Below are 20,411 nucleotides of genomic sequence, written 5' to 3'. Positions count from 1 at the left end.
AGATCGCCGTCGACGACGTCAAGGCGGCGGCGCAAAAACAGGCAGCCCTGAGATTTCCAAAAACTCTCCAAAAATATCCTCGCCCCGGCGGGTGGCGTGCTAATCTCTGGCGAACCCACTGTTCGCCATGAAAAACACTTTCAGCTTCGCGCTGCGGCCGGCCATGACGCTGGCGTTTGTTGCCGCTTTAGTCACTGCATACGCGGCTCCGGCAAAAACCGGCTCTCCCTCCAAAACACCGCCTCAGCAGGAACTGCATGCGGACATCACCATCAATCCTGAGGAACTCGCACCTGAATCCACCATCGAAGTCGTGTTTCCCACGGCCATGGTGGCAAAGGACCAGATCGGCAAGACGGCGGCGGCGTCACCGCTGATCGTCGTGCCGGAACTGACCGGCACGTTTGAGTGGACAAGTACGCGCAGCGGTCACTTTCACCTCACACAGGCGCCCAAGTTTGCCAGCAGCTATGATTTCAAGTTGCGTGCCGGCCTCACCGATCTTGCCGGCAAGCCGCTCTCGGCTGAAAAGCTCGATTCCGTAAACAGTGCGCGCTTCCTCATCGTGGACCAGCATCCGCGGTGGTTTGATGATGACGCACAGAATCGCAGCCCGCGTTTCCTGTTTGAGTTCAATGATAGCGTGGTTCCTGCGGAGGCAGCCAAGCACATCAAGTTTGTCTCCGAATCTTCACCGCAGCCGGTGGCTGCAAGGGTCCGCCATGCGACGGGCAAAGATTTCAACCGCATGAGCGCCGATCCCCAGGCGACGTGGGCCGAGCAGATCTCCAAGGCAAAACCTGCCGTCGCGGATGATGCTGCTCGTCTCAGCGCGCTTATTGTTGAGCCTGAAGCCCAGCTTTCCATCGGCAAGTGGCGCCTGGTCATCGCTCCAACTCTCAGCAACGCCTCAGGCGCCAATCAGATCGCTGCTGGCAATGAAGTTCAGCTGGGTGAAATCAAGCCGTTTGAGGTGAGGGAGGTTGAGGCGCACACACCTTTTGACAGCGACTATTACATCGACGTCGACTTCAACAAAAGACTGCTGCCACCGTCGAATGATGAAATGACGAAGGAGATGGTGGATGCCTTTGCGCAAAAGCTTGCTCCGTTTGTCACAATCCGCCGCACTTCGCTCGGTCAGAAGCTGGCGGCTGTGGTGAACAAGGATGAAGGACCTATGACGGGCCTCAAGGTCGAGATTCTCGGCAGCACGCTGCGCTTCTCCGGGCCCTTCGAAGTTAACAAAAAGTATAGCGTGGCCGTGGCCATGGCGATGACTTCGGGGGACAATCTGCCACTGCAGGCGAACTACAAAAATGAAGTCACTTTCATCCCAAATCCTCCCTACCTTGCCGCGCCGTCCTTTCTCAATGCACAGCTTGCGAAAGGAGACGGAAATTATGAGTTCAGCGCCGCCAATGTGAGCCAGGTGCGTGTACGCGCTAAGCGCCTCAATGGTCCGGAACTGCTCAAAACACTCGACCAATACCGCGCCTATCGCAGCGCCTACTACGGCAACGACAAGCAGAAGGCGGCGTACAAAATGCAGTCCATCGAGACCTACCCCGGCACGCAGGTGTTTGACCGCAGCTTCCCCGTAAACAAGCCGCTGGATCATAGTGAAATCCTGAAACTGAACTGGCGCGAGGTGCTGGGTGATTTTGCTGCTGCGCCGCTTTTCATCGAGCTGGAAGGTACGGCTGCCGCCGGTCTCACGCAGAAGGGTGTCGTGACACAGACGCTGGTGCAGTTCACCGACTTGGGCATCATGCAGAAGAGCAATGGCCGCGAGACCATGATCTTCGTGACTTCGCTGGAAACGGGCAAGCCCGTTTCGGGGGTGCGCCTCACTCTGGTGGACAGCGATCTGAAGCTCATCGGATATGGGGACACCGACGCCAGCGGCATCGCGACCGCGCCGGGCGCCTCGCCTTCCTTTGTCCTTGCAGAAAAGAACGGAGACTGTGCCGTCATCGAGTGCAGCGACAGCTCCGTAGGCGTGCCATATGACATCTCGAGGTCCTACGAGGATGTGTGGCAGCCGCAGCGGCGCACGTTTGTCTTTTCCGACCGCCCTCTCTACAAGCCGGGTGACGCGGCGCATTTCAAGGCTCACACGCGGCTCCTGACTGGCGATGATTTGAGCCTCGACCCCGCACCAGTCCAGGGAAGGCTGGTGGTTCGAGATCCACGCTACCGCATTGTCATCGACAAACCGGTTACTTTCACTGCCAACGGAGCGTGGGCGGATGATGTGGTGCTTCCGACTGGCCCGGCGGGCTGGTACGACCTCTCGATCAATCTGAAGGCGGCAAATCCCAACAGCCAGAGCAATGACGGCGGAGGCATGACCTTCCGCATAGACGACTACAAGCCGAACACTTTTGAGGTGAAGCTCGACACCAAGGCGCTCAAATTCCAGCCGGACCGCATCCATCTGCCGCTGAGCGCGAACTACTACATGGGCAAGGCGCTGTCTGTGGCCAAGGTGCAGTGGAGCGCAAGCTCGCAGCGTGATTACGAGGCGCCGGAGGCGTATCGGCGGTACCATTTTGGCGAAGCGGACAAGTGGTCCCATTATGGGCAGGATCGAGATGCCGACGGTGATTACGAAGGCGGCTCCACTGACGAAACGGACAACGAGTGGTTTTTGAATGGCAATCTTTTCCTGGCCGACGACGGCACTGCCACTCTGGAAATGCCACAGCCGCCGCCTGACCGTGCCGCGCTGCCCCAGCGCGTGCGGGTAAATGCCGAAGTCACGGACATCAATGAACAGACCATCAGCGCTGCGACTGAGTTCGAAGTGCCGGGAGCTGATTTTCTATTGGGACTCAAGGGGCCGGAGTATTTCGGAACCGCAGGCAAGGCGATGCAACTTGAGGTGGTGGCGATTGATTCCAAAGGCGCACCCGCCGCAGGCAATGTGCACGTGGACCTCAGGGTGGAGCGCCAGGAATACCATACGCTGAAGATCGCCACCGCAGGTGGTGGCTCGACGACGAAGGATCAGGTGGTGCTGCGCGAGGAGCTGAAACAGAGCCTGGATTTGAAAGCAGCGACCGCGGGGTCGGCACCATCGACCACGGTCGCGTTTACTCCCGCCGCAGGTGGCGTGTACTTTGTGACGGCCGAGGCGGTGGATGCCAAAGGCACGAAGGTGCTTTCTCGCATGCCGTTCTATGCCATCGGCGGCAAGGAGTTTCCGTGGGCGATGGAGGACGGCAACCGCATGAACCTCCAGCCCGAGAAAACCAGGCTCAAGCCTGGTGAGGATGCAGTCATCGTGGTCAAGACCCCCATCGCCGGCACCGCCCTTGTCACCTTGGAACGCAACAAGCTGCACCGCCAGTTCGTGACGGAGTTGACGCTCGAAAATCCGATCATTCGTGTTCCATTGGGCGAGGACGAGTTTCCAAATGTCTTTGTTTCCGTGATTGTCATTCGCGGATCCGCCGCCAGCACCAGGCAGCATAAGATGCCGGAGTATCGTGTAGGCTACTGCGCTCTCACTGTGGAGTCAGACGCCAAAGAGCTGAAGCTCGCGGTCAAACCGGATCGTGAAGAGGTGCGCCCGGCGGAGGCGGTTAACATCACCACGACGATCACGGATGCGAAAGGGACGGCAGTGTCCGGTGCAGATGTGACGCTTTATGCCGTGGATGAAGGGGTTCTTAGCCTCATGAAGCACGAGACGCCCGACCCCTCCGCCTTCTTCCACTCCGAACTGCCGCTCGCCATCGACAGTTTCACCTCCTTTGACAGCCTGCTGTCTGAAGAAGCCGGCGCACGAGATCGCGGCAACAAGGGGTTCGTCGTGGGTGGGGGCGATGGCGATGGCAACGGGCCGGAAATGAACCTTCGTAAAAACTTCGTGGTCACGCCTTTGTGGCTCGCCTCCGGCACCACGGACGCGCAGGGCAGGCTGAGCACCAGCGTCACAGCGCCGGATAACCTCACGCGCTATCGCATCATGGCCGTTGCCGCTCACGGAGCAGACCGCTTTGGCAGTGGGGAGTCCGCTTTCAAGATCAACAAGCCGCTCATGGTCGACCCAGCGGTGCCTCGCTTTGCGCGCCTGGGCGATGAATTTCTCGTGAAAGCCGTCGTTCACAACACGACTCCGAATGCAGGCGCTGTGGAGGTCACTCTTGAGCTGGATGGCACGGCGAACTTCATTCAGGACAAGCGCGATTTCATTCCTGCCTCCCTCAAGGCTGACGCCGGCGGCAGCGCGAAGCTGCAGAAGGTCATCCTGCAAATCAAGGCGGGCGAAACTGCGGCGACGGCATTCCCTGTGCAGTTTGTACAGCTCGGCACCGCAAAATGGAAGTGGACCGCTCGCGGTGTGGACTGGCCCTCCGCGGCGAGCGACGGCACAGAGTCTGTTTTTGAAGTGAATCATCCGGTGCCCGAGTTGAAGTATGTGAAATACACTCGCCTCAAGGCGGATGAACCGCAGGAGAACCTCATCAAGGACGTCAATCCTGCATTGCTTGAAGGAGAAGGCTCGCTCTCACTCGGCATCAGCAACAGCCGTCTATACGAAGCGCGGGATGCTCTGGACTACCTGCTGCATTATCCTTATGGCTGCGTGGAGCAAACGACATCCGCCACGATGCCCTGGCTTGCGCTCGGCAAATACGAACCGCTCTTTCCAGACCAGCTGGGTGGAGGCAGGACAGCAAAAGTGGTGCAGGCGGGTGTGGACAAGCTGCTGCAGATGACCACGGATGAAGGTGGCCTGGCCTACTGGGCGGGTGGCACGGAGTCCAGCCTGTGGGGCAGTGCCTACGGCGGACTGCTGCTGCTGCGGGCACGCGATCAAGGCGCGAATGTTCCGGAGGATGCCGTCAACAAGCTCGTCGAATATCTCTCCAAGAAACTTCGTGGTCTGGAGGAGGAAAAAGACCTCTACAACATCACCGATTCCGCCCTGGCTCTCTACACCCTGGCAAAGGCGGGCAAGCCGGAGCCGGCGTATCAAAACCTTCTCTTTGGCAGGCGCGAGCACCTCCCTGAAACCGCGCGGCTCTACCTGGCGCTCTCCATGTGCCTGAGCAACGCCCCCGAGCAGCAGATCAAGGATACGCTTGGCTGGAAGCCAGCGGCCCCACCTGCGCCGCCAAAAGCGGACAGCAAAGCCAAGGTCGCCACCTCCAAGAAAAAAACCGACACTAAGACCAAGAGCAAAGCCAAGACAGCGGCTCCTGCGGCGCCAGCCGCGCCCCGCCCGGTGGTATGGAGTCATTGGGCTGGCAACGGGGCGAACAAGGCGCTGCGCCTGATTTGCTACACCCATCTTGGCCTCACCGAAGATGCCGAGCATCTGGCGGTGTCGATCCTGCAATCTCGCAATGGCCGCGGTGAATGGGGCAATACTTTCACCAACGCGTGGACCTTGACTGCGCTGGCCGCGTATGAACGCAGCTTGAAGAAAGTCGGCGAGCCACTCACGGCGACCGGCCATTGGGACACGCAGGCCGTGCCCCTCACCCTCGGTGCAGGATTCGCCAGCACTCATGTGAACTTTGCGCTCAACCAGGCGCTGAGCGCCAGGCCTCTGAGTGTTGAGCTTCCCGCAGGCCGTGAGATTTATGGCCGCATCGAAGCACGCAGCTACCCGCCGCAGCGCGACTTTGCCGGCGAGAACAAGGGATACGCCATCGAGCGCAGCTACGAGAAGCTCAACATGGACGGCTCCACCTCAGGCACCGAAGACCTTCGCGTAGGCGACATGGTGGTGGTCACGCTGAAGATCGAAATCGGCGGCGGTGATCGCTATCTCGCCATCGACGATGCTTTGCCTGCCGTCTTCGAAGCCGTCAATCCTGAGTTCGGCACTCAAAGCGAACGCGAAGGGGATCAGCTCCCCGACGGCACACAGCAATGGTTCTGCGATCATCGCGAAATCCGCACCGACCGCGCCTTGTTCTTTACTGACTTTGCTCCAGCGAAAGGAAAATTCAGCCTCCAGTATTTGGCCCGCGTGATTGCGGAAGGAGATACAGTGGCTCCGCCTGCGAGAATCGAAGCGATGTACCAGCCTGACAAGTATGGTCTCAGCCCAACGCTGCGTGTGCGCACGCTGCCTTCCGCTGGAGCGAAGGTGGCAGGGAAATAAACACAAGGTTTCCATTACCCTATGTCGTGGCACTGGTTCGCCCTGCTGATTCCAATCTACTTTACCGGTCTGGCCGTGAGAGCGATCATGCGAGGCTCGGTCGAGAGCGCATGGCAGGGAAAAACCAGGGTTTTTCGTCGGAGCGATGATCCATGGATGTTTTGGTTTTTGACAGCCACGCTCATCGGCATTTCCATCATCATCCTGTGCTGCGGAATCATCACTGTTGCCAACGCACCAGTTAAACCGTAGTCTCATCATTGTCTGCCGCATCCTCCATCTCCCAAATCCGTGCCTCCTTTCCGGAGGAGGGCTTTTTTGCGGAGAAGGAATGGGTGCTTTCGCCTGAGGCATTTGCGCTGGATGAAAAGACAGTGGATTTGATCCAGGCTCTCGGACCGGCGCTGCGTGCGTTTCAGCGGGCGTGCAACCGCTTGTATTTCGATGATGCATATCCCTGGGTCGCAAAACTGCTTGATCAGGGCAAGCCGCAGCGCGTGCTCGATCTCGGACGCAATCCGCGCTGGCATGAAGACCTGCCGCGGGTGCTGCGGCCTGATCTGGTGCTGACAGAAACGGGCGTGACCATCTCGGAACTGGATTCTCTGCCCGGTGGCATCGGTTTGACCGCATGGCTGAATGAAACCTATGCGGCGCTGGGACAGAAGGTGATCGGCGGTCCAGCAGGAATGATCGAAGGATTTGCCGCGGCGTTTCCGAGCGAGGATATCCTCATCTCGCGTGAGTCGGGTGATTATCTTCCCGAAATGAGCTGGCTTGCAGAGCGGCTGGGGCGCCGTGTGCTACGGCCATGGGAGGTGCAGCCCTATGAGCTGAGCGGGGCGGCGATCTACCGCTTTTTTGAGCTGTTTGATCTCGCGAATGTGGAAAATGCGGAGGTCATGTTGCGCATGGCAGAGCGTGGAGAGCTCAGCTTCACTCCGCCTATCAAGGCCTTCCTTGAAGAAAAGCTCTGGCTCGCGTTGTTCTGGTCGCCTGTCCTTGAGGGGTACTGGAGGTCTGCATTGAGCGTCCAACACCTGAATCTATTGCAGCAGTGCATTCCCATGGCATGGGTGGTCGATCCGGCGCCGTTGCCACCCTTTGCCGTCTGGCCGAAGCTGGACATCCAAAGCTGGCATGAGATGAAATCTTTCGGCGGCAGGCAGCGGCAGCTGGTGCTGAAGATCAGCGGATTTTCAGAGCGCGGGTGGGGATCGCGCGGAGTGTTCATCGGCCATGATCTGTCACAGGAACAGTGGGGCGTGGCGATCGATGAGGCGCTGGCGACCTTCTGGACAAATCCATTTGTGTTGCAGGAGTTTCATCGCGCCAGGGTGGTGGCTCATCCGGCATGGGACGAAGCAAAACAGGCGACATGGGCCATGCAGAGCCGGGTGCGTCTCTGCCCTTATTATTTTGCCATGTCGGAGGAGGACGGCGATCCGGCTCTGGGCGGGGTTCTGGCCACCGTCTGTCCAGCGGACAAAAAAATCCTGCACGGCATGCGGGATGCGATGATGCTGCCTTGCGTTGCGCGCTGATTTCCGCTCCATTAGAGCACCATGAAGCTTATTCCCGCTCTTCTGTTCATCTCAACTTCTGTCTTCGCCGCAGATCCGATTGTCGTGAAACTCTGGCCCGGCGGAGCGCCAGAAAAACCCGGTGTGAAAATCGAGGCGGAAAAGGAGATTCCCAAGAAGTCGGCGGATGACGTGTTGCGCATCACAAACGTGACGGATCCGATGATCACCGTTTTCAAGCCGGAAAAACCCAACGGCACGGCGGTGCTGGTGTGCCCCGGCGGAGGCTACGGCATCCTGGCTTATCAGCATGAGGGTTCGCAGGTGTGTGAATTCCTCAATCAACATGGAGTGACTGGCATCCTGCTCAAATACCGCGTGCCAAAGCGCGATCCGAAAGACCCGGGCCGCGAAGCACTGCAGGACGCGCAGCGGGCGATGGGCATCATCCGCCATCATGCAGAGGAGTGGGGCCTGAAGAAGGACCGCATCGGCATTCTCGGCTTTTCCGCAGGGGGGCATCTTACTGTGATGACTGCGCTGCATGCCAATGATCGCACCTACACGACGGACCCCGCGTTGGACGTGGAGGACGCGACGCCGAATTTCGCCGTGCCGGTCTATCCGGCGTATCTGGTCAGCAAGGAGGACATCACGCATCTGCTCCCCGGGTTCGAAGTCACCGCCAAATCTCCGCCGATGTGCCTGATCCACGCAGGGGACGACCCCTGGCCCGCCAGCGCCAGCGCCTTGCTTTATCTTGAATACAAAAAGCTCAGCATCCCGAGCGAACTGCACATCTACGCCAAGGGCGGCCACGGCTTCGGCATGCGCAAGAGTGGTGGTCCCGTAAATGACTGGCCAGACCGCGTGGCGGAATGGATGAAATCCATGGGCTATATCCCTTGAACCGTGCATCTCTGCGATAGAGAGTGAGCCACGGCGGGGTATGCTGTGGCAATGCCAGAATGAAGACACGCAAGTCCCGACTCCCTGCGCCGCCGCCTGCAGCCTCGCACGCGATGCTGGCACCAGATCCCTACCGCACGGTGGTGGAGGACCTGACGGAAACGATCTGCCGTTTTCTTCCCGATGGCACGCTGACCTATGTGAACGAAGTGTTTTGCCGTCTCTTTGGCAAGGAACGGGCCGATATAATCGGAAGGTCCTGGCGGCCCAACGCCGTGGTGGACGACCTGCCTTTGATCGAGACGCGGCTGAAACTGATCGCGCCACATAACCCCGTCGTGGTCATCGAGAACCGTGTTTACGATGGTAAAGGGCAGCAGCGTTGGATGCAGTTCGTCAATCGCGGTTTTTTTGACGCGCGGGGGGAGCTGATCGAAACCCAGTCGGTCGGCCGCGATGTCACGGAGCGTGTGCTTGCCGAGCAGCGCCTTCAGGAAGGAGAGCAGCGCTGGAAATTTGCGCTTGAGAGCTCCGGATTTGGCGTGTGGGACTGGGAGCTTGCGCGGGACAAAATCTTCCGCTCCAGCCAGTACAGAATGATGCTGGGCTACGGTGCCAATGAACCCGTGGACGACTCAACCGAAAGCTGGCGCGCTGCGGTGCATCCGGAGGATCTGCCTGGGATCGAGTCGGACATGCACGACCATCAGATTCAAAAATCTGACAGCTTCGCCCGGGAGTTTCGCATGCGCTGCAAGGACGGTTCATGGAAGTGGGTGATGGGGCGTGGCAAAGCCATCAGCCGCGATGAGCAGAAACAGTTCGTGCGCATGACCGGCACGCTGGAGGATATCTCCAGACGCAAGGCGGCTGAGGAACGTGAGGCGCACAATTTGGAGCTCATTGTGCAGGGGGCGCCATGCGCCGCCGTGCTTGAGGCCATCGTGCGCAGTGTCGAGGCCGGGCATCCGGGCATGCGCTGCAGCGTCATGCTGGCAGACGAAACCGGCAGTCGACTGCACATGCAGGCGGCGCCCAGTCTGCCAGAGTATGTGCGGAAGGCGCTGGATGGAGCTCCGGTCTCTCCGGACATCGGCGTCTGCGGCGTGGCCACCTACAGTGGCAGGCGGGTCATCTGTCCGGACGTTCTGGCGGAACCGCGTCTGGAAACCTTCCACAAGCTGGCGGAAAAAGCCAAGCTTCTGTCCTGCTGGTCGGAGCCGGTGGTCAGCGGTTCGGGTCAGGTGCTCGGTGCCTTCGCCTGCTACCGCCGTGTCGTCCATTCGCCAGACCAGGCCGAAATTCAGGCCATCACCGCTGCAGCGCGCCTGGCGGCTCTGGCCATTGAAAATGAAGAGCGCAAACAAGCGCTGCAGGTCAGCGAAGAACGTTATGCGCGCGCCATGCGTGCCACGACGGACGGACTCTGGGAGTGGAACATTGTCACGGGGGAGACCTATCTCTCTCCACGTTGGAAACAGATGCTGGGATTCTCAGAGGCGGATAATCTCGGCAAGGACCAGGAATCGTTCATGTCGCGCCTGCACCCTGATGACTGGCCGCGGGTCCAGGCTGCCCGCAAAGCGCACTTTGAGCTGCGCGTACCCTATCAGGTGGAGTTGCGCCTCTGCATGAAAAATGGCGAGTACCATTGGTTTCTCACCCGTGGCGAGGCGGATTGGAATGAGAAGGGAGAGGCGGTGCGCATCACCGGCACCATCTCCGACATCTCCGACCGCAAAAGGGCGGAAAATGCCCTGCGCGAAAGTGAGCAGCGTTTTCGTGCGGTCTTCGAGCAGGCTGCTGTTGGCGTGGCCGAAATGGAAACCGCCACGGGGCGTTTTCTCAACGTCAACCAGCGCATTTGCGAGATCAATCAGCTGACGCGCGAGGAGATGCTGCAACGGACCTTCAAGGATGTCACATACGCGGAAGATTTGCAGAAATCACTCCAGTGCATGGAGGATTTGAAGGCGGGAAAAGTTCGCAGCTACAACTTGGAAAAGAGAAATGTTTTGCCAGACGGCAGCTTCAAATGGGTGAATTTGACAGTTTCTCCCATGTGGCTGCCCGGAGAGCCGCCTTTGCGCCACGTCGCCGTGATCGAGGACATCACGGAGCGCAAACGGGTCCAGCAGGCGCTGCTCGAAAGCGAGCAGGGATTCCGCGCCATTTTCGAACAGGCGGCCGTGGGCGTGGCGGTGATCCACACTTTCACCGGCCGCTATCTCAGCGTGAATCAACGGATGTGCGAAATCAACCGCCGCACACGTGAGGAACTGCTGCAGCTTACTTTCATGGATGTCACCTATCCGGACGATCTGCAGGATGACTTGAGCCAGATGGACGATCTGAAAGCCGGCCGCATCTCCAGTTTCAGGATGGAAAAGCGCATCGTGGCTCCCGATGGATCGCTGACATGGGTCAACCTTACCGTCTCGCCAATGTGGCAGCCTGGAGAGCCGCCAGTCAGGCACGTTGCCGTGGTGGAGGATATTACGGAGCGCAAGCAGGTGGAGCTTAAATATCGGCGTGAACTGGCCTACAACGAGGCGCTCGTGAGCCATACTTCCGCCTTCATTGTCGTGCTGGATTTGAGAGGCCGCTTCGTTCACGCAAACGCTTCATTCAACACCACCATGGGGTACACCAAAAAGCAGATTGTCGGCAAAACACCGTGGGAGATCGGCCTGATGGACGCGGCGGAAACGGCACGTTCGAAGGAGCGCTTTGAGCGCCTCCTTCGTGGGGAGACCAATCCGCCTGCCGACTCGCGGCTGCGAACCAAGGATGGTGAGTGGCGCAGTGTCGAGCTGCGCAGCACCGTCACTCTGAAGCCGGACGGAACCCTGGACCGCATAGTCGTGACCGGCACGGACATGACGGAGCGCAACCGCTTGCAGCAGGAAGTGCTGCGCGTGGTGGAGCAGGAGCAGGCGCGCGTAGGGCATGACCTGCATGACGGTGTGGGACAGACGATGACGGGCATCGTCTCCCTGCTGGAGGCCTTGGAGTCAGATCTTCAGGGCGAGCCCCGCCAGCAGGCGCAGCGCATTCATGAACTTCTGCGCCAGTCCATTTCCGAGGTTCGCCGTATGTCCCATGGGCTTTCGCCCACCAGCGTCAAATACCGCGGCCTTGTCGGTGCTTTGCAGCTGCTGGCCGAGACCGTGCGCACAAATTTCCGAACCCCCTGCGTGTGCGATGTGGATGCCAGCATCGTGATTCAGTCCAGCGACATCGAAACACATCTCTTCCGCATCGCCCAGGAAGCGGTGAACAATGCTCTGCGGCACGGCAAACCAACGCTGGTCACGCTTTCCCTCCAGCATGTGAGCCAGACCGAGTGCGAGCTGCGCATTGAAGACGACGGCGCTGGCCTGAAGAAGTCCAAGGCAAAGAAAAGCAACGGCATCGGCGTGAGGGTGATGGACTATCGCGCCAACCTGATCGGTGCGCGGCTGGTGGTCAAAGCCAAGCCCAAAAAGGGGGTCGTCGTGACCTGTCGTTTCCCATTTGATAAGAAAGGAGGCACCTGAACACAAAACAGGCACGCGAGCTCCGTGGCCGCGTGCCTGTTTTTCTGGCGACATATGCCAGGTCAGATCAATGCTTCAGCAGCCACTCCGTTGTGCGGGGATTGAAGTCGGACAGGCATTCCCAATGGAAAGCGTGTCCGGCATTGTCGTAGAGGTGAAGATCGGCGCCGGGGATGGCGGCCGCGACTTCCTTGCCCATCCACTGCGGGGTGAAGGTGTCATCCTTGCCACCGATGACAAGGGTGGGGCACTTGACGTTTTTGAGATCATTGAGCGTGTTGTGCGTCATGGCGGCGGCGCTTTGCGCTTCCGTGGCGTGGAGGGGCTGCGGGGCGGAGTTGGTGGCGGCGTCTTTGAGGCCCTGCTGCATGTTGTTCCAGCAGTCGTCATTGTCGAACCAGGGCTTGGTGAAGATGAGCATCTGGATCCACTGCATGAAATCTTCGGGGCGCATGTTTGCCTTCGCCTTCATGAGGTGCTGCCAGGTATAGAGGCCGAAGCGGTCCTGACGCGCCCAGGTGCACATGAGGATCATGCTTTTCACCTTTTCAGGATGACGCAGGGCAAGCTGCTGGGCGATGACGGAGCCGAGGGAGCAGCCGACGACGCGGGCCTGCTTGATGCCGAGCTTGTCCATGAGGCCGGCATAGTCGTCGGCCATCATCGCGGTGGTGTAGGGGCCGGCAGGCTTGTCGGTTTCGCCGACGCCGCGGTTGTCTCCGAGGATGCAGCGGAAGTGCTTTTCCCAGGCCTGCGCGTGCGCATCCCAGACTCCGCCCGGGGCCGTGACACCCATGATGCAGACGAGCGGTTCGCCGCTGCCGCGTTCCTGGTAAAACATTTTGATTCCGTTGGTTTCGACGTGAGGCATGGCGTTTAGGGGCTGGGTTGTGCGTGGTTGTGGAAAGAGAAGCGGATTTGAACAGGGAAGCCCCGGTGCGACAAGTAAAAATCACCTGCCGCTGCACGAACTTCGCGCATAGTAGGAGCACCCATGCCAGACGTTTCCACCGACTCATCCAAAGCCGCCGCTCCTCCCTGGGAAGCGAAAGCCCCGATCACACGCCGCAGTCTGTCTCGCAAGCTGCTGTTCTGGACGGTGCTCGGTGCCTTGGGGGCGGTCATGTTTTATGCCCTCCAGCCCCGTCCGGTCGAGGTCGAGACCGGTGTGGTCCACCGTGGACCGCTGACTGTCTATGTGTCTGAGGAAGGCAAGACGCGCATTCGCAATCGTCATGTGGTCGCCGCGCCGGTGGCGGGCAGCATGCAGCGCGTGGTTTTGAAACCGGGGGATGCTGTGAAGGCGGGTGAAACGGTGCTCGCACGCATTGAGCCGACTCTATCGCCCCTCCTGGACGCGCGCGCACGCGCGCAGGCTCAGGCCCGTGTGGACGCAGCGCTGGCCACCCGCAGCCGCGCCAATGAAGACATCGAAATGTCCCGCACCGGGCTGAGATATGCGCAGGCAAACTGGGACCGTGTGAAAAACAACACGGACAAGGGAACCATCAGCGCGACGGATCGCGACACCTTTGAGCGGGAGGCCGAGATAAAAACGCGTGAAGTGCGCTCGGCCGAATTTGCCCTCCAGGTGGCCGACTTTGAACTCGAGCAGGCCAAGGCCGCACTGCAGCAGATCGACAAACCAGGCGCAGGCGGGGCCTTCATTGAAGTTCGCGCGCCTGTGAGCGGCGTGGTGCTGCGCGTGCAGCAGGAAAGTGCCACGATCGTGGCGCCCGGCGCGCCGATTTTGGAAATCGGTGATGCCACGGACCTGGAGATCGAGGCAGAAATCTTGTCGAGAGATGCGGTAAGCATCAAGCCCGGAGCATTGGTCACTGTCGAGCAGTGGGGTGGAGATGAGCCTGCAAAGGCGCGAGTTCGCCGCGTGGAACCCGCGGCATTTACCAAGGTGTCTGCACTGGGAGTCGAAGAGCAGCGCGTGCTGGTGCTGAGTGATTTCGTGGATCAAACCCCGGCCTTGAAGGCGCTGGGGGATCGCTACCGCGTGGAGGTACGCGTGGCGGTTTGGCACAGCGATGACACCCTGCTGGTGCCGGCTGGAGCACTTTTTCGAGAAGGCAGCGACTGGAAAACTTTTGTTTATGACGCTGGCAGCGCCAAGGCCGTAGTGGTCAAGGCGGGACGTACAGACGGCAAGCTCACGCAAGTGCTGGAAGGCCTCAAGGCGGGAAATGAAGTCCTGATGCATCCTCCGGACACCGTGCGGAATGGCACCAAAGTAGTGAAGCGTGAGCTGCCGAAATAGAGGCAGGACATCGCCTGTCACAGCCCTGGGCTGCAGATTGTGTGTAAGCTTCTTCTTCCCAAACGTCATCAAGTTGTGCAGCATAGACAAAACTGATGACCACCTCAGCAGCAGCCGTTCTTCAAGGCTCTCCGTTTCATACCACGAGGTGGACGCGGGTTTCCATGGCGAAGGCGGATTCCGAGGATGGGCGCAGGGCGCTGGCGGATCTGTGTGATGCGTACTATGAACCGGTGGTGGCCTATCTGCGCATGGTGCTGCGGGATGCGGATGCAGCGCGGGAGATGAGCCATACTTTTTTTGCCGAGATGCTGGGAGGCGGGACGATCCACACGGCGGAGCGCGAGCGGGGTCGTTTTCGTTCTTATCTGCTGGGGTCGGTGAAGCATTTCATGGCCAATCAGCGGGACGCGGCACGACGGCTGAAGCGTGGCGGAGGTGTGGTGGCACTAACGCTGGATGATCCGGAGGCGTACTCGGTGCCGGACGTCAAAGCTTCATCGCCTGATGCTGAATTTGACCGGCAATGGGCGGTGACGGTGCTGGAGCGGGGCATGGAAGCGCTGCGTGCGGAATGCTGTGGGGAGGGACGGGGAGAGTTTTTTGAAAGCGTGCGGCCTCTGCTGACGGGGGATTCGACCTATGGCGATCAAGGGGCGCTCGCTGCCGGCTGTGGCATGAAGGTGGAGGCTTTTCGCGTGGCGGTGCATCGGCTGAAAAAACGGCTGCGTCAGTCTGTGAAGGACGAAGTGGCCGGCACTCTGGAGGACCCCACCAGCGTGCAAGATGAGATGCAGACGCTCTTTGCGGCGCTGGGCGGATAAGAAAATGTGTAAGGTTTGACCGGCATTCCATCAGGTATCGACATGAGCGATTCATCCACCGTCAAACATTGCCCGCAATGCTCCGCCACGCTGCCGCCGGGATCGCTGGATGGTCTGTGCCCGCGCTGCCTGATGGCGCAGATTATTGAACCTACGCAGGCGGGAGAAAGCGCCGCGCCGCAGCCAATGCTAACGCCAGCAGAGCTGGCACCGCATTTTCCGCAGTTGGAAATCATGGAGTGCCTGGGACGCGGAGGCATGGGCGTGGTGTACAAGGCGCGTCAGAAGTCGCTGAACCGTTGGGTGGCCCTGAAGCTGCTGGCGCCGGAGCGGGCGGATGATCCGCAGTTTGCGGCGAGGTTTGAAAAGGAGGCGCAGGCACTGGCGGCGCTGAATCATCCGCACATTGTGGGTGTGTATGACTTTGGGCAGGCGGGCGGGTTTTATTTCCTGCTGATGGAATTCGTGGACGGGGTGAATCTGCGGCAGCTGCTGAAGACGAAGCATCTCACGCCGAAGGAGGCGCTGAGCATCATCCCGCCGGTGTGCGAGGCGCTGCAATGCGCGCATGATCACGGCATCGTGCACCGGGATATCAAGCCGGAGAATTTGCTTATTGATAAAGCGGGGACGGTGAAGATCGCGGACTTTGGGATTGCGAAGATGTATGGGCGTGAGAGTGAGGCTGTGGTGTATGACCCGGAACTGCGGGCAGAGGTGCCCGCATCACTGGGGTTTGGGACGCCCGACTATGCGGCACCGGAGCAGCATGATGGTGCCGCGACGACCGATCATCGGGCGGATATTTACAGCCTAGGGGTGGTGCTTTATGAGATGCTGACAGGGGAGCGGCCGGGTGAAGGAATGGTGCCGCCTTCGCGCAAGGTGCAGATCGATGTGCGGATCGATGAGATTGTGCTGCGTGCGCTGGAGAAGACGCCGGAGCTGCGATACCAGACGGCCGTGGAATTTCGCACGCGGGTGGAGGCGGTGGGGAGAACGGGGCCTGGGTGTGTGGCGGCACGCCAGCAGTCATTCATGGAGGTGTGGCGCTGGCCGTTGATAGCGGCGAGTTGTCTTGTGCTTGGCGGTGTGTGCATGGCGATGGGGACCTATGGACTGTCCGCTTGGGGGGCGGGGCCCGGTGAATGGGATCATGAGCTGGCTACTTCTGGAGCCATCGCCTCTCTTGCAGCCGGAGTCATCGCCTTCTGGCGTGTGTGGAAGGAGCCTTCGGGTGTGCCCCTCAACCCGATCGCGCGCGCGATCTTCGCTTGGATGATCGCCTATCTTGGATTCGCACCAGTGACCGTACTGCAGTCCTGGTTTATGAGTCACCAGCTCGCATTGCGCATCAAGCGAATGCCAGAGCAGGTTATGTACCTGGGTTCAAGCCTGAGCAACGTGGCCAATCTGCTGCATGTGATGCTGGTGTTCGCCCTGTTTGTGTGGTCACAACGCCGTGCAGCACGGCAGGCCACTCGCACGATGGGTCTCTGGATCATTTGCTGTGTGGTATTAAAGACTCTCATCACCTTCGCACCGCTTTTGATCGTCATGACTTTTGGGCAGGATGTGCAGCATGCGGAAGCGAAGGCTTCCACTTTGAGCTTTGGCGTTGTGACTGAGAGAGAGATCGCGCCGAATGTGCTGCTCGATTTTGACACGGGCAAAGTCGGGAACTTTTTGCCGCAAGCGGTGAACAAGCGTCTCTCGTGGGAAATGGAGTTTGGCATGGATGCAGTGCATGCTCCTGCGCGAGATGCTGGCAAGCTGGTGGTGCTTGGCCTTAAGACCGAGGCGCTGGACCGCGATGCGTGGGGAATGCTGACGGCTACGGAAGTTCAGCAACGTCTTAGCGGCACGATCAACCGTTTGTCCGAAACGTTGTATGCGGGTGACAAACAGTTCGCGACCTATGCTTTTCAGACACGCGAGGGGGCGGAAGGGATGCTGCAGATCCTGAGTGTGTCTGAAGCGGGGGTGAGACTGCGCTACAAGCTGGTGCAGGATTCATCGGTTGGAGGCCGGAAGTTCAAGCCCATTCCGCGCGCTGCGGTGGAGATCGTGGACTCGATCCGAGCGCTTCCCGAATCTCTGCTGCCTCCTGACGATGCGACCGATCCCCTTCAGGCCATTCTCGCGGAACGTAGCAGCAGGAGAAGGGAACTGTCCATGTTGCTGCAAGGCACGGAGGCGCAAGAGCTCATGGAGCGTGGAGAGTCACTTGACCGCGAGCTTCTGAATTTGAGCAAACATCCTGACCCAGCGCGGCATGAGGTGATCATCGAGGAGTTTGATCATATCGAACAAAAGATCCTGGCGCTGGTTTATCAGAAGGCGGGCCAATCGTTTAAGCCGGTGCCGTGGCAGGCCAGCCAGGTGATGGATTCGATCAAGAGCTTGGTGGACTCTTCCGCCAAGGTGAAGGGGCTGCCTGAAGCAAGCGGAGCGGTTAATGTGGAGAGGCTGGCGCAGATGAAGGAGCTGGCTGTTTTGCTAGAGGGCACGGAGGCACAGGCGCTGATGGTGCACGGGTATGAACTGGATCGCAAAATGTCCAATTCGCTGACGCGGACTGAGGCCAAACAGCGTGAGGCGGCTGAGAAAGAGTGCGTGGCGCTCGATGAGAAGGTTTGGGCGCTGGTTCATCCTGCGGCAAAGGCGTTCAAGCCAGCGGTTGGGCCAGTTATGCAAATGCGCTGGGTGCGTGATGCGGCCTCGGATGAAACGGAGGAGATGAGGCTGGAAAACAGACACCGAAGCATGGCCCAGAGGGAGGTTTTGCACGTCGAAAAGACGATCCGGATAACCCAGGACGATGTGCAGCTGGTGGGCGTGATCGGCAGTGAGGGAGAGGAGCGGGGAGGGCTGCGGATCGGCCTTTCGTTTACTGGCAAGGGCAGCGAGCGTTTTGGAGAGCTGACTTTCGATGGCAAAGGAAAGCGCCTGGCGATCATCATCGACGGAAAGCTTTATGCAGCACCGATGATCCAGGCGCCGATCATGGGTGGCACGGTCGAGATCAGCGAGCAGGAGGCCAGAGCGCTGGCGGACAAGATAAGAGCAGCGTTGCCCGCTCCTCGAACTGACGGTGGTGCTGACAAACCGTAGCGCAAAAAAAGGCGGCCTCACATGAGGCCGCCTTGAAGGGAACGGAATGACGGATGCTTAGACCACCCAACCGGCGCGGTAGTCGCGGGTCAGCCACTTGGCATCGCCGCCACTGACGTACTCGTGCTTCTCGGGGTTCCACTTCATGGAGCCACCATGGTAGTAGGCCTGGCTCATGAGGTGGCAGGAGATGGCGGTGCTGGCGCCGATGGCCACATCGCAGATCGGCCGCTCACGAGTCTTGATGGAGTTGAGCCAGTCTTCGTGATGGTTCTTGGAGTTGTAGAGCTTCACCTTGGCGTCAGCGAGGTATTCGCGCTCGGTCAGGACAACTTCGCGGTCGAGGGATGTGCCTTTGTCGGCATCCTTGTCCCAGAACTTATGAATAGTCTTGCCGCCGAGCACGAGTTCAAACTTGCCGCGGTTCACATGCACTTCGCCATTGGCTCCGAAGAAGGAGACACCTTTGCCCTTGCCATTGTGGAAAAGAGGAATGCCGCTGGCGTAGATGAGCTTGGCGCCGTCGGTGGCGTCCGCGTATTTCTCGGGGGCGATGATTTCGACCGGGCCGTGTTCGTCTTCACCGAGACCCCACTGGGCGATGTCGATGTGGTGAGCGCCCCAGTCGGTGATCATGCCGCCGCCAAATTCGCGGGTCATGCGCCAGGCGGGGAAGTGATTGTGGACGCCGCGCGGGCTGAGGATGCTGCTGTAGGGCACGAGCGGGGCCGGGCCGCACCACATGTCCCAGTCGAGACCAGGCTCCATGGGCTCTTCTGGATTCGCATTCGGCTTGGCAGGAGCGCCGAACTGAGTCTCAACATGGTCGATCTTGCCAATGATGCCGTTGCGGACGAGTTCGCATGCCACGCGGAATTCCTTGCTGGAACGCTGCTGGGAGCCGGTCTGCAGGATCTGTTTGCTGCCACGCACCGCGTTGATCAGGGTCAGGGCTTCGTGGATGTTGTGGGTCAGCGGCTTTTCGCAGTACACGTCCTTGCCTGCATTGATGGCGGCAATGGCGATGAAGGCATGCCAGTGGTCAGGCGTGGCGATCACGACGGCGTCGATGTCCTTGCGCTCAAGCAGCTTGCGGAAGTCGGCATAGGCCTCGCAGCCTTTGAAACCGGCGTCCTTGTCTTTGGCGTAGCGTTCTTCGACGGTCTTCTTGGCATTCTCGCGGCGGTTGGTGTCCACATCGCAGACGGCGACGATCTGCACTTCCTTGCGGCCGAGGAAGCTGCCGAGGTGGCCGCTGTTCATTTTGCCCATGCCGATGAAGCCGAGCGTGAGGCGCTCGCTGGGGGCGGTTTCAGCGCTCCAGACGCGGGAGGGAAGGATGAAGGGAGGTGCCACCGAGGCGGCGGCCACTTTGACGAACTGACGGCGTGAGGATGCGGTTTGCATGGTTGATTTACGGGATGGGTTTGAAGGGTGGAGCATTACTGTCCATTTGCCAAGTCTCTTGCACTCGGTGTTCGCGTGAGTATTCGACAGGATGGAATTTTCAAAACAGCGCCTGGGCCAGCTTATCGTCGTTTCCGGCCCCTCGGGCACCGGCAAGACCACGCTGGCGCGGAAAGTGTGTGACCGCGGTGAGGCGGTGTTTTCCGTCTCCTGCACGACGCGCGCTCCCCGGACAGGCGAAGTGGATGGGAAGGACTACTTTTTTCTGACCGAGACAGACTTTCTGGCTCGGGTGGAGCGTGGCGAGCTGTTTGAATACGCCCGTGTGCATGGCCGGCTGTATGGCACGCTGAAGAGCTATGTGTATGAAAACCTGCGGCGCGGGGTGGATGTGATCATGGACATTGATGTCCAGGGCGCGATGCAGGTGCGCGCCTGCGAGGATGAACTGGTGAAGCGCTGCCTGCTGGAAATCTTTGTGCTGCCTCCAAGCCTGGACGAACTGCGCAACCGCCTGTCCGGACGCAACACGGAGGATGCAGCCGCTTTTGAGCTGCGCATGCAAAACGCCGCGGCAGAAATGGAACACTGGCGCCGATACGATTACGTACTGGTCAGTGGCGACCGCGAGACGGATGCGCGGAGGTTTGATGCGATCCTCGAAGCGGGAAGAATGAGAACGAGCTTGATGTGATGGTG

11 protein-coding genes are annotated in these 20,411 nt (G+C 59.7%); 9 read left to right on the top strand and 2 right to left on the bottom strand.

What is annotated here, in order from left to right; translation table 11 throughout:
- Window positions 1-127: 127 nt before the first annotated feature.
- Genes ACILSO_RS00505 through ACILSO_RS00485 form a run of 5 tightly spaced genes read left to right on the top strand, consistent with a single transcriptional unit; the run spans window position 128 to window position 12,098 of the window.
- The gene (locus ACILSO_RS00505; protein WP_395735401.1) at window positions 128-6,127 is read left to right on the top strand and encodes an alpha-2-macroglobulin family protein; all 6,000 of its coding nucleotides are present in this window, start codon (window positions 128-130) and stop codon (window positions 6,125-6,127) included.
- Window positions 6,128-6,148: 21 nt separating this feature from the next.
- Window positions 6,149-6,379, top strand: a complete 231-nt coding sequence (locus ACILSO_RS00500; protein ID WP_395735400.1) for a hypothetical protein — start codon at window positions 6,149-6,151, stop codon at window positions 6,377-6,379.
- An 8-nt stretch (window positions 6,380-6,387) separates the two neighbouring features.
- Entirely contained in the window at window positions 6,388-7,671 is a 1,284-nt protein-coding gene (locus ACILSO_RS00495; RefSeq protein WP_395735399.1) for a hypothetical protein, read from the top strand.
- A gap of 21 nt (window positions 7,672-7,692) precedes the next feature.
- Window positions 7,693-8,559 (top strand): alpha/beta hydrolase, encoded by an 867-nt coding sequence (locus tag ACILSO_RS00490; protein WP_395735398.1) that lies wholly within the window; start codon window positions 7,693-7,695, stop codon window positions 8,557-8,559.
- A gap of 59 nt (window positions 8,560-8,618) precedes the next feature.
- The gene (locus tag ACILSO_RS00485; protein WP_395735397.1) at window positions 8,619-12,098 is read left to right on the top strand and encodes a PAS domain S-box protein; all 3,480 of its coding nucleotides are present in this window, start codon (window positions 8,619-8,621) and stop codon (window positions 12,096-12,098) included.
- 67 nt (window positions 12,099-12,165) lie between these two features.
- Here ACILSO_RS00485 and ACILSO_RS00480 read toward each other — a convergent pair whose 3' ends face one another.
- Complete coding sequence (locus ACILSO_RS00480; RefSeq protein ID WP_395735396.1) at window positions 12,166-12,969, bottom strand: alpha/beta fold hydrolase; 804 nt, start codon at window positions 12,967-12,969, stop codon at window positions 12,166-12,168.
- Window positions 12,970-13,092: 123 nt separating this feature from the next.
- On the opposite strand from ACILSO_RS00480, the gene ACILSO_RS00475 reads away from it, so the two are divergent.
- From ACILSO_RS00475 to ACILSO_RS00465, 3 genes are all read left to right on the top strand, one after another.
- Entirely contained in the window at window positions 13,093-14,367 is a 1,275-nt protein-coding gene (locus tag ACILSO_RS00475; protein ID WP_395735395.1) for an efflux RND transporter periplasmic adaptor subunit, read from the top strand.
- Window positions 14,368-14,462: 95 nt separating this feature from the next.
- Window positions 14,463-15,191, top strand: a complete 729-nt coding sequence (locus ACILSO_RS00470; RefSeq protein WP_395735394.1) for a sigma-70 family RNA polymerase sigma factor — start codon at window positions 14,463-14,465, stop codon at window positions 15,189-15,191.
- A gap of 42 nt (window positions 15,192-15,233) precedes the next feature.
- A complete protein-coding gene (locus tag ACILSO_RS00465; RefSeq protein ID WP_395735393.1) occupies window positions 15,234-18,305 on the top strand; it encodes a protein kinase domain-containing protein in 3,072 nt (1,023 codons plus the stop codon).
- A 57-nt stretch (window positions 18,306-18,362) separates the two neighbouring features.
- Here ACILSO_RS00465 and ACILSO_RS00460 read toward each other — a convergent pair whose 3' ends face one another.
- Entirely contained in the window at window positions 18,363-19,712 is a 1,350-nt protein-coding gene (locus tag ACILSO_RS00460; protein ID WP_395735392.1) for a Gfo/Idh/MocA family protein, read from the bottom strand.
- 91 nt (window positions 19,713-19,803) lie between these two features.
- On the opposite strand from ACILSO_RS00460, the gene gmk reads away from it, so the two are divergent.
- Entirely contained in the window at window positions 19,804-20,406 is a 603-nt protein-coding gene (gene gmk / locus ACILSO_RS00455; protein WP_395735391.1) for a guanylate kinase, read from the top strand.
- Window positions 20,407-20,411 lie beyond the last annotated feature (5 nt).

Source organism: Prosthecobacter sp. (assembly GCF_044226605.1).
Lineage (GTDB): Bacteria > Verrucomicrobiota > Verrucomicrobiia > Verrucomicrobiales > Verrucomicrobiaceae > Prosthecobacter.
Note: the sequence above shows the minus strand (reverse complement) of the source record. Positions and strands in the feature narration are given on the sequence as shown.

Excerpts from the sequence above, each read along its gene's own strand:
- ACILSO_RS00500 (WP_395735400.1), top strand. The coding sequence starts at position 6,149 with ATGTCGTGGCACTGGTTCGCCCTGCTGATTCCAATCTACTTTACCGGT.
- ACILSO_RS00485 (WP_395735397.1), top strand. The coding sequence starts at position 8,619 with ATGAAGACACGCAAGTCCCGACTCCCTGCGCCGCCGCCTGCAGCCTCG.
- ACILSO_RS00470 (WP_395735394.1), top strand. The coding sequence starts at position 14,463 with ATGACCACCTCAGCAGCAGCCGTTCTTCAAGGCTCTCCGTTTCATACC.
- gmk (WP_395735391.1), top strand. The coding sequence starts at position 19,804 with ATGGAATTTTCAAAACAGCGCCTGGGCCAGCTTATCGTCGTTTCCGGC.
- ACILSO_RS00475 (WP_395735395.1), top strand. The coding sequence starts at position 13,093 with ATGCCAGACGTTTCCACCGACTCATCCAAAGCCGCCGCTCCTCCCTGG.
- ACILSO_RS00465 (WP_395735393.1), top strand. The coding sequence starts at position 15,234 with ATGAGCGATTCATCCACCGTCAAACATTGCCCGCAATGCTCCGCCACG.
- ACILSO_RS00505 (WP_395735401.1), top strand. The coding sequence starts at position 128 with ATGAAAAACACTTTCAGCTTCGCGCTGCGGCCGGCCATGACGCTGGCG.
- ACILSO_RS00480 (WP_395735396.1), bottom strand. The coding sequence starts at position 12,969 with ATGCCTCACGTCGAAACCAACGGAATCAAAATGTTTTACCAGGAACGC.
- ACILSO_RS00490 (WP_395735398.1), top strand. The coding sequence starts at position 7,693 with ATGAAGCTTATTCCCGCTCTTCTGTTCATCTCAACTTCTGTCTTCGCC.
- ACILSO_RS00460 (WP_395735392.1), bottom strand. The coding sequence starts at position 19,712 with ATGCAAACCGCATCCTCACGCCGTCAGTTCGTCAAAGTGGCCGCCGCC.